This is a genomic window from Bacillus sp. 0909A (assembly GCF_036765115.1).
Classification (GTDB): Bacteria; Bacillota; Bacilli; order Bacillales; family Bacillaceae; genus Bacillus; species Bacillus mojavensis.
Map to the genome: position 1 here is coordinate 434,108 of NZ_JBAIZU010000002.1, position 15,376 is coordinate 449,483.

At 40.9% G+C, this 15,376-nt stretch carries 17 protein-coding genes and 1 riboswitch; of the genes, 5 read left to right on the top strand and 12 right to left on the bottom strand.

All coding sequences use genetic code 11. The features are described 5' to 3' along the window. Positions 1-281: 281 nt before the first annotated feature. The 8 genes from V6D42_RS07445 to V6D42_RS07480 all read right to left on the bottom strand — a co-directional run bounded on the left by V6D42_RS07445 (position 282) and on the right by V6D42_RS07480 (position 6,966). A complete protein-coding gene (locus tag V6D42_RS07445; RefSeq protein ID WP_333512788.1) occupies positions 282-1,217 on the bottom strand; it encodes a glycosyl hydrolase family 18 protein in 936 nt (311 codons plus the stop codon). 59 nt (positions 1,218-1,276) lie between these two features. After that, on the bottom strand, positions 1,277-1,528 hold the full coding sequence (locus V6D42_RS07450; protein WP_442893196.1) for a LysM peptidoglycan-binding domain-containing protein: 252 nt from the start codon (positions 1,526-1,528) through the stop codon (positions 1,277-1,279). 11 nt (positions 1,529-1,539) lie between these two features. Next, the gene (locus tag V6D42_RS07455; protein WP_333512789.1) at positions 1,540-2,739 is read right to left on the bottom strand and encodes a glycosyltransferase family protein; all 1,200 of its coding nucleotides are present in this window, start codon (positions 2,737-2,739) and stop codon (positions 1,540-1,542) included. Between the two features lie 469 nt (positions 2,740-3,208). Further along, entirely contained in the window at positions 3,209-3,706 is a 498-nt protein-coding gene (queF, locus tag V6D42_RS07460; RefSeq protein ID WP_003218613.1) for a preQ(1) synthase, read from the bottom strand. A gap of 17 nt (positions 3,707-3,723) precedes the next feature. Further along, positions 3,724-4,455 carry a 7-carboxy-7-deazaguanine synthase QueE gene (gene queE, locus V6D42_RS07465; protein WP_333512790.1) on the bottom strand — a complete coding sequence of 244 codons (732 nt, stop codon included), beginning with the start codon at positions 4,453-4,455 and terminating at the stop codon, positions 3,724-3,726. Then, the gene (queD, locus tag V6D42_RS07470) at positions 4,448-4,888 is read right to left on the bottom strand and encodes a 6-carboxytetrahydropterin synthase QueD (RefSeq protein ID WP_229148067.1); all 441 of its coding nucleotides are present in this window, start codon (positions 4,886-4,888) and stop codon (positions 4,448-4,450) included. Before queD ends, queE begins: the two co-directional genes overlap by 8 nt. Position 4,889: 1 nt before the next feature. After that, positions 4,890-5,549: a 7-cyano-7-deazaguanine synthase QueC gene (queC, locus tag V6D42_RS07475; RefSeq protein ID WP_168747613.1), complete on the bottom strand. Its 660-nt coding sequence runs from the start codon at positions 5,547-5,549 to the stop codon at positions 4,890-4,892. 130 nt (positions 5,550-5,679) lie between these two features. Next, positions 5,680-5,724, bottom strand: a riboswitch (PreQ1 riboswitch). A gap of 201 nt (positions 5,725-5,925) precedes the next feature. After that, complete coding sequence (locus tag V6D42_RS07480) at positions 5,926-6,966, bottom strand: YkvI family membrane protein (RefSeq protein ID WP_333512791.1); 1,041 nt, start codon at positions 6,964-6,966, stop codon at positions 5,926-5,928. A 292-nt stretch (positions 6,967-7,258) separates the two neighbouring features. Here V6D42_RS07480 and clpE point away from each other — a divergent pair, with 292 nt between their 5' ends. The 3 genes from clpE to motB all read left to right on the top strand — a co-directional run bounded on the left by clpE (position 7,259) and on the right by motB (position 11,282). After that, positions 7,259-9,358 carry an ATP-dependent protease ATP-binding subunit ClpE gene (clpE, locus tag V6D42_RS07485; protein ID WP_333512792.1) on the top strand — a complete coding sequence of 700 codons (2,100 nt, stop codon included), beginning with the start codon at positions 7,259-7,261 and terminating at the stop codon, positions 9,356-9,358. A 351-nt stretch (positions 9,359-9,709) separates the two neighbouring features. Further along, entirely contained in the window at positions 9,710-10,525 is an 816-nt protein-coding gene (motA, locus tag V6D42_RS07490; protein ID WP_029441223.1) for a flagellar motor stator protein MotA, read from the top strand. Continuing rightward, the gene (gene motB / locus V6D42_RS07495) at positions 10,497-11,282 is read left to right on the top strand and encodes a flagellar motor protein MotB (RefSeq protein ID WP_029441222.1); all 786 of its coding nucleotides are present in this window, start codon (positions 10,497-10,499) and stop codon (positions 11,280-11,282) included. The genes motA and motB overlap by 29 nt, the downstream gene beginning before the upstream one ends. A gap of 39 nt (positions 11,283-11,321) precedes the next feature. Here motB and mhqR read toward each other — a convergent pair whose 3' ends face one another. Continuing rightward, positions 11,322-11,759 (bottom strand): MarR family transcriptional regulator MhqR, encoded by a 438-nt coding sequence (gene mhqR / locus V6D42_RS07500; protein ID WP_010334010.1) that lies wholly within the window; start codon positions 11,757-11,759, stop codon positions 11,322-11,324. 192 nt (positions 11,760-11,951) lie between these two features. Here mhqR and V6D42_RS07505 point away from each other — a divergent pair, with 192 nt between their 5' ends. Continuing rightward, complete coding sequence (locus V6D42_RS07505; RefSeq protein ID WP_333512793.1) at positions 11,952-13,472, top strand: ATP-binding protein; 1,521 nt, start codon at positions 11,952-11,954, stop codon at positions 13,470-13,472. 28 nt (positions 13,473-13,500) lie between these two features. Here V6D42_RS07505 and V6D42_RS07510 read toward each other — a convergent pair whose 3' ends face one another. Then, positions 13,501-13,932: a hypothetical protein gene (locus V6D42_RS07510; protein WP_326217346.1), complete on the bottom strand. Its 432-nt coding sequence runs from the start codon at positions 13,930-13,932 to the stop codon at positions 13,501-13,503. An 86-nt stretch (positions 13,933-14,018) separates the two neighbouring features. Further along, complete coding sequence (locus V6D42_RS07515) at positions 14,019-14,276, bottom strand: aspartyl-phosphate phosphatase Spo0E family protein (protein WP_010334007.1); 258 nt, start codon at positions 14,274-14,276, stop codon at positions 14,019-14,021. A gap of 202 nt (positions 14,277-14,478) precedes the next feature. Here V6D42_RS07515 and V6D42_RS07520 point away from each other — a divergent pair, with 202 nt between their 5' ends. Further along, positions 14,479-14,799, top strand: a complete 321-nt coding sequence (locus tag V6D42_RS07520; RefSeq protein ID WP_333512794.1) for a YkvA family protein — start codon at positions 14,479-14,481, stop codon at positions 14,797-14,799. A gap of 39 nt (positions 14,800-14,838) precedes the next feature. On the opposite strand, the gene V6D42_RS07525 is transcribed toward V6D42_RS07520, so the two are convergent. Further along, on the bottom strand, positions 14,839-15,375 hold the full coding sequence (locus tag V6D42_RS07525; protein ID WP_333512795.1) for a 1,2-dihydroxy-3-keto-5-methylthiopentene dioxygenase: 537 nt from the start codon (positions 15,373-15,375) through the stop codon (positions 14,839-14,841). Between the last annotated feature and the right edge of the window lies 1 nt (position 15,376).

The following is a 15,376-nucleotide window of genomic DNA, read 5'->3' on the forward strand; positions in this document are numbered from 1 at the left end:
TTGTATCACTCCTTATCAGTTCATGCATCTTAACATAACGCAGCTAACGTTTACAATGAACCTGTTCTGAGCATTATTTTAACCATTTCTTTAAAAAAGACGCCTTTACAAACATACGTTCGATATTTTATAATAAAACAGACGAGCTGCCATCCAGCATCCCGTCTTTTCATTAGAAGGTGACGAGTGGCATTCCCCCCGGATTCACTCGTCTTTTTTACGTATAAAATCCCCTGCATTCCGCATGAGAAACTATATTAACGATTATTAACCGCCTCCGCTTATTTATTTTTAAACACTCTATTCCAGACTGACGAATCTTCTTGTCCAAGACTCCAGCTGCCAAGACCTTTTAGGTTATATTTTTGAACGAGTTTTATTTTTGCTCTGAGTGACTGTTCATTTTCGAACCATAATATATATGTTCCTGGAGGTAATAGATCCTTCTTATCGTGTTTGATCGTAAAAACAGCTTTTGGAGACTGACTCTTTATGTCAAAAATAATTGTACCGTTATGCCTTTTTACTAATGAGTTAACAAGGTAAAGTGAAATGGCTTGTGAGTTAGATTGGTCTTGCATCCAGCAACGGCCATAGAAAGGCAATCCTAAAACCAGTTTTTTGGGAGAGATTTTTTGGGCTAGAGCATATTGAATGGACTTTTCCACCCATCCTACACTTGCAGTAGGCCCAGCAAGGCGGCTTTCATCATAGGCCATAACCATTAGATAGTCCGCATGTTTAGCTAAATTCTCATAATCATATAATCCGTGCCAGCCCTTCGTCCAGCCAAAAGGATTTGCTGCCACTGCAACTGATACCTCTTTGTGCCTAGGAATACCTTTTCTTACTAATCTAACGAAATCCGTAAATGCCTGCCGATCTTTCTCTGTAAGGTTTTCTATATCGATATTGACCCCGTCTAGATCCAGTTCTTCTATTGCATTAGAAATTTGTTTAGCCAAAACCACTCGTTTCTTTAACGCAACTCGACCCAATTCCTGATTCCAATGATTGCTTAAAAAAGGAACTACTTTTAATTTTCTTCTATGAAGAGCTTTAATCACATCAGGATTAGCTGAACGGAGAAGTAGTGATCCATTTTTTCTGATATAGAAAAAGTCAGGAGACACGACTTTTAATACTCCGTTCGTTTGATCAACGTGATGAATAATATCATAACCTAATCCAGAATAGAAATAGCTCATTTGAAACATCTCATAACCCCTTCATTCTCAAAGATATCAAGTTTTAACAAATAAAATATGAAGATTGATCATTCCAATTTGTTTCGTTTCCGAAACCTCATAAATAACCTTTCTCTTATCTTTATCATTTGTCCGGGATAAATTCTATCTGAAGAAAGCTTATTAAGATTCATAAGTTGTTGTACCGGAATATTAAAGGATTTTGAAATCGTCCATAATGTATCGCAGGATTCCACACAATATACTTCATATGTCACGGGAAATTCCATATAACGAGGCGTTCTTTTCACTTCTGTTTTGGTTTTTTCCCCTTCATTCATATTACTCTCCTTTAGAAAGATTTATTTTTAACATCTCTAGACCGTTTCTTTCTAATCTTAATGATTTGTCCCGCATATATCTGATCTGATTTGAAATGATTTAGCTCCATGATTTGCTGAAGGGAAACATGATACTTTATGGCGATTTTCGTTAATGTTTCACCGGGAGCAACATGATGGATCACGTAATTTTCTTTGAGAACATCAACATAATGAATGGTTTCCTCTAGGTTTCTTAGGATTCCTCTGCTTTTTAGCACCTCAAGCATTCTCTCAGCTCTATGCCGATAGGAATCATTCTTTACAGCCTTTTTACCGTTTATCCGAATCTTCTTTCTCTCGCTATCATGATTCAAATAGTATTTAACCTTTTCAAATGTTTCTTTTGGGGAAGATGAAACTATGAGATCGCGGCCAGGTTTGAATTTACCTCGAACTGCTGGTGTATCCGATGTCAATAAAACCCCTCCGGAACCAAGAATCTCATAGGTGCGCTGCGTAAGCTGGCTTTCACAGTTTTGCAAACCGAGAATGATTTTTGCTGAACTGTAAACTTTATATGCTTCAGTATAATCAAGGTATCCATGAATCCAATTCCGGGGAATTTCTCTTCCTATATGTTTGCTCATTTTCTCCCAATTTTTCCCCCAAAAATCAATGCGAATACCATTTCGTATGAGAGGACGAATAAGCGTTTTTAAAGAGGACGAGCGGAACACTTCCGGATGTTCTTCAAGAAAATTAGGGTAAGCATTAGCCACCACCGCTATATCACAGTTATATTTGTCCAATGGTTTAATCTGATGATGTATACTTTCGTGATATGCAAAGTCTAAATGAGCCGCTTTTATCCCCATCCTTTCATAAGTTTTACACAGAGAAGGTGTAACGGTGAAAACAAAATCCGGTTTCATCTTTTTAATTAACGGGATAGTAAAGTTTTGAGTGTGCAGCGGGTCTTCAGTTGCCCAATAAACGAGGGGGATCTTCACCTTTTTAGTAGCATTGCGGATCCAGGCTTGCTTTTCCCTTGAATGCTCTGGTGTCCACCCCATAGATACGATTAGATCTGGTTTGAATTCTTCTATCATTTCAGTAACATTTTCCCGACTTACAGGGCCCGAAATCATTACGGTATGGCCTGCTTCACTAAACCCATTCGGTAAACCATAGAGCCACATAGGATGACTCTCTAGAAAAAGAATTTTCACACATGTTCGTCCTCTCTTTCACTTTTTCATGTCTACTTATTGGTATGTATTTGTAATATAACTTGTGACGGTACTAGTCTATACAAAACGTTCAGATATGAGATGACGTAATAGCTTCCTGAAAAATTACATTCGAAGAGAACGAAAAATAATCGTTTCTCTCGTCGACACGAAAAAATATAACAGGAGCTGAAAAATACTTTCGGTATTCCGGATACGCCATCCATATATAATGAGAAATAAAAATTATAATCATCATTTTATAGCTTGTGCGGATGCCCCCCAGAAAAGAAAGCGATCTACAAAATACTTTCCTTTGATTTCGCTAGTCCTTCTGCCAAAAAACTTACGTTAATATTTTGATTTTTGCATAAAAGAAAAAGACGTACACATTTGTACGTCTTAAATTACCTTTATTTTAAATTAATTTACTTCTACCTTAATCGCTCACTGACTACGTAAGCAATAATTAGCGATTATCAATCGTCTCCGGATACAAGTCATGATTCATCATGCGGTACTCAGCCATTTTCTCGTACTTCGTGCCAGGTTTTCCGTAGTTTGTGTACGGATCAATGGAAATTCCGCCTCTTGGCGTGAATTTGCCCCATACTTCAATGTAGCGTGGGTCCATTAATTCAATCAAGTCATTCATGATGATGTTCATGCAATCTTCATGGAAGTCTCCATGGTTTCTGAAGCTGAACAGGTACAGCTTTAGTGATTTGCTCTCCACCATTTTTTCATCAGGAATATAGCTGATGTAAATTGTTGCGAAGTCAGGCTGTCCTGTTTTCGGGCATAAAGATGTGAATTCAGGGCAGTTGAATTTTACAAAATAATCACGGTTTACATGTTTATTTGGAAAGGATTCAAGCACATCCGGCGCATATTCAAACAAATAATTTGTTCCTTGGTTGCCAAGCAGTGTTACACCTTCTAATTCTGATTCTTTTCTTGTCGTCATATTTATCTTCCTTCCTATTAAACTCCTCTTTTGTTGCCCCATAACAGGGTATGCAGCTGCGGAAGCACTCTGACGAGATTCAGCTCCGCATCGGCAGCGACCTGATCAACAAGCGCTTCATATTTTCCAAGTAAATGTGCAATGAGTGATTTGTCATCTGACGTATGCACATCATCGTTCCCGACTTGCAGATAAAACGGTATTCCCGGGTAGCGTTTGTGTACAGTTTTGGCAAACTCGAGATCTTCATCATTAAAAATGACAACCTTCAAGCTGACAGCATGCTGTCTGTTATTCTCTTTCAGTGATGTCACAATGTGATCCAGCTTATTAAAGTTCGTCACCATTTTCGAACTTGGCGGTTTAGGTGAAATCGTCAGATCATCGATCAGTGTAAACCAATCCTGATAGACTGTCCCCTGTGTTTCGAGAGCTGCACGGATATTGTTTTCCTTCAGCAGCTTTATCAAAGCATCCAGCTGTTTTAACAGCGCCGGGTTTCCGCCGGAGATGGTTACGTGAGAAAACGCGTCTCCTCCAATCTCCTTAAGCTCTGAAAAAATCTCCTCGGCTGTCATCCAGCGAATATCTTTTTTAGCAGATCCGTCCCAAGTGAAGGCGGAGTCACACCAGCTGCAGGAATAATCACAGCCTGCAGTGCGGACAAACATTGTCTTCTGTCCGATCACCATGCCCTCCCCTTGAATCGTCGGGCCGAAAATTTCTAGTACAGGAATTCCTTTAGCCATTCAAACCACCCTTTTTCGGACGGTAAACACAATAACTGGTCGGTGTTTCACGGACAAACACCTGCACACAGCTTGGTTTATTCTCCAGTGTGTTTAAATAAGCCTGCACTTTGTCATAGATCGTTTTTGCCACGACTTCAGTTGTCGGCAGCGAATACCGGTCGTCCTTAGAAAATTCTTCATGATCATTTAAAAGCGTATGATCATAGGAGCCGTGAACTAGTTTTTTGAGCACACTGAAATTCACGAGAAAGCCGGAATCGTCAAGCTCATCACCGGCAACGGTAATATTTACGGTATACGTATGCCCGTGCACCCTGCTGCACGCTCCCGCACTTTCACGCGGAATAAAATGAGCGGCAGAAATTTGCATGTCCTTATTCAATTCAAATGAATATGGATGCTGGACCTGTGGATATATTTGAGATAACAATTTATGCCCTCTCTCCTTTCATCGCCATATATTCTTCATAGCCTCTGGAGCGAAGGTGACATGCCGGACATTCGCCGCATCCGTCTGCGATCACGCCGTTATAGCATGTGAGCGTGTTGTTCTTCACAAAATCAAGCGCGCCCAGTTCGTCAGCAAGTTTCCACGTTTCCGCCTTATTCAGCCACATGAGCGGTGTATGAATCACAAATGGCTTCTCCATGGCCAGGTTCACCGTCACATTGCAAGATTTAACGAATTCATCACGGCAGTCTGGATAGCCGCTGAAATCCGTTTCGCAAACGCCCGTGATAATATGACGGGCGCCAATTTGATACGCCAGGATAGACGCAAAAGATAAGAATACTAAGTTACGCCCTGGAACAAATGTTGATGGCAGCTCGCCGTCTTTTGCTTCAATTTCTATATCATTTCTCGTCAGAGCATTAGGCGCAAGCTGGTTCAAAAGTGACATATCAAGCAAATGATTTTTCACGCCAAGCTTATCCGCAATCCCCTTCGCCACTTCAACTTCCTGCGAATGACGCTGATTATAATGAAAAGTTACAGTTTCAACTTCTTCAAATTCCTTTAACGCCCACAGTAAACATGTAGTACTGTCTTGGCCGCCGCTAAATACGACAATTGCTTTTTCCTTTTTCATGATTCCTCTCCTTCTCCGCTATAAAAAACCTCGGCGAGAGACATCGCTACAACTGTTAAAATATAAAAAAACACCTTTCCGGAAAGGTGCTCTAGAAAAACATAAAAAAGGCCGTATCCAAGGATACAGCACGTCCTTAGTTTTTTATAGAGGGTGTAGCTAGAACCTCTCCCGCATATCCACGGATTTTCTTCAATTTTTTCACTTCTGCTATCTTACCATAATGTTGTTTTTCTTGACAATAAAAAGATAGCCAAAAGCCTCTCTCATTTCTTTCGCTTGATTCTTCTACACAGCAAAAACACATCAATTCCTGGCTAGCGCAGAGTCCAGCATAACCGTTTGCTTCATTATTATATACGTATAAACATTTTGACTACAAACTGTGCCGGGGAACCTTTTTACAGACCAAAGCGCCTATAAAGGCCAAGCTCACATAGCCAAACAATGGATAAATGGTTGAAATGAGCTTGCCGTAACCAATTTGACTCGTGATATAAGCCGTAATCATTATTGCTGCAAAAATATATTTACTTTTTATAGGAAGAAAGCTTTTCACTTGTTTTTCCAGCCCATAAAGGTTTCCGATCACCGACGTGAACACTTCGCCGAATATAATCAACAAGTAAATCAAATGTACAGATCGCGCAAAGAGGTAAACCACTTGAGCCATTGGAATATCATACAAAAATACATCCGGCAGCATCGACAAAGACAAAAAACTAGCAGAAAGCACAATTGTCAGCATTGTACCTCCGATGAAAGCGCCTTTTCTTATCACCTGTTCTGAAGACATTTCATTCGCCAGCGGCACCAAAACAGCCTGGGCAAGCGATAAATTCAAAGCGCCGTACGACACCGCTGATAATAGCCAGTCCCATCGATGCGGCCACACCCACTGAGTTGTATTCCGCGTCTCACTGAAAATAAAAGAGTCGGCCACCACAATCATAGAAAAGATAATCAAAAGCGGTACAACAAACACATTTACACCGAAAATACCTTTTACTCCTCTTGTCATCACAATCAAACTTAATCCAATTGTAATCAGCATTCCAACCTGAGCGGACATGCCAAGCTGTTCCTCAAAAAGCGCCCCTGCGCCAGACAGCATGACAGATGTGACACCGAGGAGAACAAACAGCATAAAGACATTGATAATCCTTCCGGCAGCCTCCCCGAACAAGTATATATTCATTTCCTGATATGACTTGGCATTGATTCGCTTTGAAATGATCATCAGCTTTGCGCCTAAAAACGTGAACATTCCTCCGCTTATAATAATACCAAGCAATCCGAACCAGCCGAACTTCAGAAAAAACTCAACAATTTCCCTGCCAGTTGCAAATCCCGCTCCGACTACTGTGCCAACATACACAAAAGCGAGCTGATGTGCAGACCCTTTTGATTGTTCCATTTCTCCCCTCCGAACCAACAGCAGTATTGTCCTTTTAGCCTTTTTATAGCCTATGAGACAAGTTCCTTGAAAAGACGAACAAAACAAGTTTTACTGTGGAAACAACTCAAAAATATTTTTGAGCAAAAGACTTGAAAGTCAAAAAAGGTCAGAGTATACTATTAATCAAAGAAGGTCAAACCAGCCAACTTTTTTTATTATTCTATTGGTCAAAGTTGGTCAAAAAAATCGACCTTTTTTTTCCAAATCAATTGGTCAAAGATGATCAAATTTTATAAGGAGGTTTTGGCAAATGCGTTGTCAACACTGTCATCAAAACGAGGCGACGATTCGCCTTAACATGCAAATAAATTCCGTTCATAAACAAATGGTTTTATGTGAAACTTGCTATCACGAACTGACTCGTAAACCTTCAATGAGCATGGGTCCTCAATCTTTCGGTTTTCCCTTTGAACAAGCATTCCAGCCGAAAGAACAAAGCGCAGCTAAAGCAAGCGAGAAAAAAGGTTTACTTGATGAGCTGGCGCAAAATATTACAAACGGCGCTAAAGCCGGTCTGATTGACCCTGTCATTGGCCGTGATGAAGAAGTTGCGCGTGTGATCGAGATTCTAAACCGCCGCAACAAAAACAATCCGGTGCTGATTGGAGAGCCAGGTGTAGGGAAAACAGCTATTGCAGAAGGGCTCGCTTTAAAAATCGCTGAAGGCGATGTTCCACATAAATTAAAAAACAAAGAGCTTTACTTGCTTGATGTCGCATCCCTTGTTGCAAACACTGGCATCAGAGGCCAATTTGAAGAAAGAATGAAACAGCTGATCACTGAGCTGAAAGAGCGCAAAAATGTCATTCTTTTCATTGATGAAATTCACCTTCTCGTTGGCGCAGGCTCTGCAGAAGGCTCAATGGATGCAGGAAACATTCTCAAACCCGCTCTTGCCAGAGGTGAGCTGCAAGTCATCGGAGCGACAACACTGAAAGAATACCGTCAAATTGAAAAAGATGCGGCGCTGGAAAGACGTTTTCAGCCTGTCATGGTACAGGAGCCTACAATTGAACAAGCGATCAGCATTCTGCAAGGAATTAAAGACAAATACGAAGCATACCATGGCGTGACATTCAGCGATGAAGCACTGAAAGCATGTGTCACTTTATCAGCACGCTACATTCAGGACAGACATCTGCCGGACAAAGCGATTGATTTATTAGACGAAGCTGGATCTAAAGCCAACCTGTTAATTGATGATTTAAATGATGAAGATGCAGCTGAACGGCTGACTGTAATTGAAGCAGAAAAAACAAAAGCGCTGGAAGAAGAGAATTACGAATTGGCAGCAACACTCCGTGATGAAGAAATCGCACTGGAGAAAAAACTGAACAGCTCTTCCGCACATACCGCCGTCACAGTAGAAGCTGAGCACATTCAGGATATCGTCGAACAAAAAACCGGCATTCCTGTGGGAAAACTGCAGGCAGACGAGCAAACAAAAATGAAAGAGCTTGAAGCAAAGCTACATGAACGCGTCATCGGGCAAGAAGCGGCTGTTCAAAAAGTGGCAAAAGCGGTCAGACGCAGCCGCGCCGGCTTAAAATCAAAAAACAGACCAGTCGGCTCCTTCCTCTTTGTCGGACCAACCGGCGTAGGGAAAACAGAGCTTTCTAAAACACTGGCGGATGAATTATTCGGCACGAAAGATGCCATTATCCGTCTCGATATGAGTGAATACATGGAGAAACACGCCGTGTCTAAAATCATTGGTTCACCGCCTGGATACGTCGGCCATGAGGAAGCTGGACAATTAACGGAAAAAGTGCGCCGCAATCCATACAGCATCGTGCTGCTTGACGAGATTGAAAAAGCGCACCCAGATGTTCAGCATATGTTCCTGCAAATTATGGAAGACGGCCGCTTAACGGATAGCCAAGGCAGAACCGTAAGCTTTAAAGACACCGTCATTATTATGACAAGCAATGCAGGTACCGGTGAAAAACAAACGAAAGTCGGTTTCCAATCAGAAGACAGCGTGATTGAAGAACAAACATTAATTGATTCGCTCAGCATGTTCTTTAAACCTGAGTTTCTCAACCGCTTTGACAGCATCATCGAATTCCGTTCCCTTGAAAAAGAGCATCTGGTCAAAATCGTCAGCCTTCTTCTTGGAGAATTGGAAGAAACATTGGCAGAACGCGGCATCAGCTTGAGTGTTTCAGATGAAGCAAAAGAAAAAATAGCTGAACTGGGTTACCATCCTTCATTCGGTGCGCGCCCGCTCAGAAGAACGATCCAGGAATGGATTGAGGATGAAATGACTGATCTGCTGCTTGACAATAACGAGATTTCAAGTTTTCACGTCACAGCAGAAGATGATAACATCAAAGTTCATGCAAAATAAGAATCAGCGGCCTCCTTTTCAGGGAAGCCGCTATTTATGTAAAATCCTTCTCTTGTCCGAGACCATGTCATTCCTTCCCTTTCTTAAGGAGGGATGGAACATGTTTATCTATAACGAATATCTATTTCTACTGACAAAAGCCGTTTAGAGAATCAGATACCCACCAATCAATCCCGGTACCGTTAAACCCGCGGGCTTTTCCATGCTGAAAAGCCCGCGTTTGTTTATTTCTCCCTTCTATGTATCTTCCTTGAATATTTCATGAACAATTTCACAATGTCCCTAAAGTTCCAGACACTGATACCGATATTAACCATAGACAAGCTAGTAAAAAAGGATTTGGTGAAAATTATGGATAAAACTTCGATTATCGGTATTATTCTCGCTTTTGTTGCATTGAGTGTGGGAATGGTTCTGAAGGGCGTCAGTTTCGCTGCTCTTGCAAATCCCGCTGCCATTTTAATTATCATCGCCGGAACGATATCAGCGGTAGTCATTGCGTTCCCAACGAAAGAAATTAAAAAAGTGCCTGTGCTGTTCCGTGTGCTATTTAAAGAAAATAAACAGCTGACAATAGAAGAACTCATTCCTATGTTCTCTGAATGGGCTCAGCTTGCACGCCGTGAAGGCCTGCTGGCTTTGGAAGCAAGTATTGAAAATGTAGATGACGCGTTTCTGAAAAACGGCCTCAGCATGGCTGTTGACGGGCAAAGCGCAGAATTTATCAGAGATATCATGACTGAAGAAGTAGAAGCGATGGAGGACAGACACCAGGCCGGAGCCGCCATTTTTACACAGGCGGGAACTTACGCGCCTACACTTGGGGTGCTCGGTGCTGTTATCGGACTGATTGCCGCGCTTTCTCATATGGACAATACAGATGAACTTGGTCACGCCATCAGTGCAGCCTTTGTAGCCACCCTTCTCGGTATCTTTACGGGATATGTATTATGGCATCCTTTTGCAAACAAATTAAAACGCAAGTCAAAACAGGAAGTCAAGCTCCGTGAAATTATGATTGAAGGCGTCCTGTCCGTTTTAGAAGGACAGGCACCGAAAGTGATCGAGCAAAAACTTTTAATGTACCTTCCTGCGAAGGACCGTTTGAAATTTGCAGAACGAGAAGGAGAGGCGCAAAATGGCGAGAAAAAAGAAGAAGAAGCATGAGGACGAGCACGTTGATGAATCATGGCTGGTTCCTTACGCCGATATCCTTACCCTTCTCCTAGCATTGTTTATTGTGCTGTACGCGAGCAGCTCGATTGACGCAGCTAAGTTTCAAATGCTTTCTAAATCATTTAATGAAGTCTTTACAGGCGGGACCGGCGTATTGGATTATTCCAGCGTCACCCCTCCTAAAAATGAGTCAGACGGAATCGATGAAGTGGAAAAGGAAAAAGAAGAGAAAAAGGAAAACAAGAAACTAAAGGAAAAAGCAGCTGATCAAGAAGAACTTAAAAATGTGCAGAGCCAGGTGGAAAAGTTCATTAAAGATAAAAAGATGGAGCATCAGCTGGAAACAAAGATGACTAAGGAAGGTCTTCTGATCACGATTAAAGACAGCATCTTCTTTGATTCAGGAAAAGCGACCATCCGCAAGGAAGACATTCCGCTTGCAAAAGAGATTTCAAACCTTCTCGTGATTAATCCGCCGAGAAACATTATTATCAGCGGACATACAGACAATATGCCGATTAGAAATTCAGAATTTCAGTCGAACTGGCATTTAAGTGTAATGAGAGCCGTAAACTTCATGGGGCTTCTGATTGAGAACCCTAAGCTTGATGCCAAAGTTTTCAGTGCCAAAGGCTATGGGGAGTATAAACCAGTGGCCTCCAACAAAACTGCGGAAGGCCGAAGCAAAAACAGGCGGGTTGAAGTTCTCATCTTGCCAAGAGGCGCAGCGGAAACAAATGAAAAATAGTAAAAAAGGAAGCCTTATCTATAACAAGGCTTCCTTTTTTTACTTATTATGAAACTGTTTTGCGTTTAATCCTACTCTTTTTAACATTTCAGTGCACAGTTCAACCTCTTCTTCGCTTAATACACTGATCATTTCATCAATCTCAGCTGCATGATCAGGGAAAATATCATCCAAAAGACTGATGCCTTTTTCGGTAATTTGTGCAAATGTTACTCGTCTGTCTGTAGGTGATGCTTTCCGAATAAGGAGCTCTTTTTGCTCAAGCTTATCTACGACATAGGTGATGCTCCCGCTGGCCAAGAGAATTTTATCCCCTATCTGCTGCAGCGGCTGATCACCTTTATGATATAACAGCTCCAGCACAGCAAATTCAGTAGGATTCAGTCCATGCTTATGAATATGCTTATTCATATGATCATTAATAGACCGATACGCGCGCGACAGCACGATAAATAACTTCAGTGATTTTTCTGTCATGTCTCAATCATCCTTTTAGAAACCGTTACAGAGAAACATTAATAAACAAATACCGAAATGTCAATAAAAATCTTTCCAATATTTCTCTTCTTTTTTATTATTCATGTGAACAACTTGTTTTTCTTAATTATTTTGGTTATTTTTTCTTATTAAACAAGAAGAAACAATGATATAATACCTCTAATCAGGTGTATGTTGGAGCGATGCAAATTGAAAATACTAAAAGGCGCCTGCGGGAGAATTAAGCTTTATATTGCACTAGTAGTGATTCCGGCACTCGTCATAAGCTTTTTCGTATATGAAAAGGAAAAAGAAACAATAGCTGCCGAACATAAGCAAGAAGCCAGTGTTATGCTGAATCTTCACCGCAACAAAATAAATTATTTAATCGGCGAAACAAAAGCGAGAATGACTTCCTTGTCTATTGCTATCGACAGACCGATAGATATTAAAAAAATGAAAACTGTTTTAGAAAAAACGTTTGATTCCGAACCAAGGTTTTCCGGTCTTTATTTGCTCAATGCCAAAGGAGATGTCACTGCCAGCGCAACAGAATTAAAAACTAAAGTCAATCTGGCCGACAGATCCTTTTTTACAAAAGCAAAACAAACAAAAAAGACTATCATTACAGACAGCTATTCAAGCAGAATTACAGGCCAGCCGATTTTTACAATTTGTGTTCCCGCGCTGGACGAAAAGAAAAATGTCACAGATTATCTTGTGGCAGCTATACAAATTGACTATCTGCAAAACCTAATTAACTTGCTGAGCCCTGATGTCTATATTGAAGTTGTGAACGAAAATGAAAAATTGATTTTCTCAAGCGGACAGGCTTCTCACGCCAAGGATCAAAAACCTGTCAGCGGTTATCTCGATGATATCAGCTGGAATATGAAAGTATACCCGAATCCTGTCTCAATAGAGGAGCTGAGTAAAAGCCTTGTGCTTCCTCTTTCCTGTATTATCGTTTTGCTGAATATTCTTTTTATTCTTGTGCTTTATTATTTGCTGAAGCGGCGGACCCAACTGGAGCGCTCGGAAAATGAGCAGCAAAAATTAGAGCTGATCGGAACGCTTGCTGCCAGCACGGCTCACGAAATCCGCAATCCGCTCACCGGCATAAGCGGTTTTATTCAGCTGTTGCAAAAGAAATATAAAGGTGAAGAGGATCAGCTTTACTTTTCAATTATCGACCAAGAGATTAAACGTATCAACCAAATCGTGAGTGAGTTTTTAGTTCTCGGAAAACCGACAGCTGAGAAATGGGAGCTTAACTCGCTTCAGGATATTATCGAAGAAATTATGCCGATCATTTATTCTGAAGGAAATTTATATAATGTGGAGGTAGAGTTAACATTTTTAACTGATAAACCTCTAAAAGTAAAATGTACAAAAGACCATATTAAACAGGTCATTTTGAATGTTGCGAAAAATGGCCTTGAGTCTATGCCGGAAGGCGGCAAACTCACAATTTCTTTAGGAGCAATTGATAAAAAGGCCATTATAAAAGTGATGGATAACGGCGAAGGGATATCACAGGAAATGCTGGAACATATCTTTCTTCCATTTGTCACTTCTAAAGAAAAAGGAACCGGCCTCGGGCTTGTCGTATGTAAACGGATCGTTCTGATGTACGGAGGTTCCATTCATATAGAAAGTGAAGTACGAAGAGGAACCGAGGTTACCATTACCCTCCCCGTCTCCTCTTCCTAGCCCCCTGACAGTCTCAGGAGGGCTTATTTTATTTTCGGGAACGGGTATTTCCATTCCCCTTGCTTACAGCTCCTCCTGAAAAGAAGAATCGGATCAAACGCAGAAGCATTTTTAAAAGCAAAAAGATGACAAAGAACACCAAAAAGCCTTTTAACCCTTCTGTTGCATCTAAAAACTCCATATTTCCCCGTCCGGTCACTTTTTGCTGAATCTCAATTGCAAATACGATCACAATGATGATCGTTACGGTATAGATAAAGGACAAAGCCGTCAAGCTCCATTTAGAAAGCCATGTAAATACAGCGTGAGTGACAGCGAAAAAGAAGATGCCAAATATCCCAATTACCCAAAAATGCATTTCTTTGTCGGTTAATTGAATGCCAAGCATCCCGCATATCGAAATAAAAGCATCATGAAATTGGTTTATCATTTCAGTAATGACTACCGCCAGTTCTTTCATCAGTTCCCTCTTTCGTATGAAATTTTCCCAGAAAAAAAGAGCGCTTCTGAAAAGCTCTCTCTTTATATATGCATCAGATAGCGCCGCTATTTATGTGCATCATATGCAGGCATGACGTCTCTTCGGGGCCACAAGCCTAATTTCTTCACAAGGCCTTGAATTCCTTGGGAATGTTCGCTTTCTTGCATGAGCTGGTGGTATTCGTTCATTAAAGAATCCAGCTCCTGACTGTGTCTGATTGTGTCATGCCCTGTAAATCCCTGCTTACTAGCGGCGTCTATCATTAACTTTCTTTTTTCATCAATAGACACCAGCAATCTTTCTTGTTCAGAAGAACAGCCCATTCAATTCACCCCTCGCCGCTAAGAAATAGGAAACAAGTTTGATTGGGTTATTGTGCATTATTACAGATTATACTTTATTTGTAAACATATTTTTATTAAATAACTTAATTTTTCATTTATAATAGATATATTGATAGGATTAGAAGAACAATACCCAGACGAAGACGATCTTAAACACACCGGCAGGCAGGAGGTATGCTAAATGAAGAAAAAAAAAGCGATAATGCTCGGTGCAGCAGGCGGAAAAGCTATTCTGAAAAGAAAAACCCGCAAAAAATTAATCAATCATATTACGGTCTTTTGTCAAATGCTACGTGATTGGCGAAACGGTGACTATCCCCGTTCACAGATGAAAACACTTTTGCTTCTGACAGCTGCTGTCTTTTACATCATCATGCCGATTGATATGATTCCGGACTTCGTGCTCGGTATAGGAATTCTTGACGATGCTGCCATTCTCGGTTTGATTTGGACGCTGATCAAAAAAGAAATGTCCCAATACGAGGAATGGCGTTTACGATAAATCAAAAAGCCCCGCTTTTATAAACGGGGCTTTTTCTTCTTATTGGTTTACGCTGTCTTTTTCATAAATCGGAACCCAGCCTTCAGATGTAACAAAAATCCGCACCGCCACAACTTTGCGATCTTCTTGAAGCGTGAAGTAATGGCGGATATTTTCAGGTACTGAGATTAAATCTCCAGGATTTAAACGGACATCAAAAAATGTGCCGTCCTTGCCTTGAATGACGAAAATTCCGTGGCCGCTTACGATAAAACGGACTTCATCGTCTGTATGGTGATGTTCTCTTTTAAAGTTTTCAAGCAGTTCATCCAGTTTCGGATTAGCGTCAGACAAAGAGATGACATCTTGAGCTTTGTAGCCGCGGCGGGCTGAGATATCTTTAATTTCGGCGTCGAAGGTGTCAAGAATTTGCTGTTTTTCTTTTTCAGACAGGTCATATTTTTCTGAAAGCTGTTCAGGGAGCTTGGCGATATTCCATTGCTCATAGATTACCTCTTGACTGTCCAGAAAGCTTACCACTTCTTCTTGATTTTCAATTGTTGTATTTGCCTCATCATGAATTCGAATTGTTGCCATT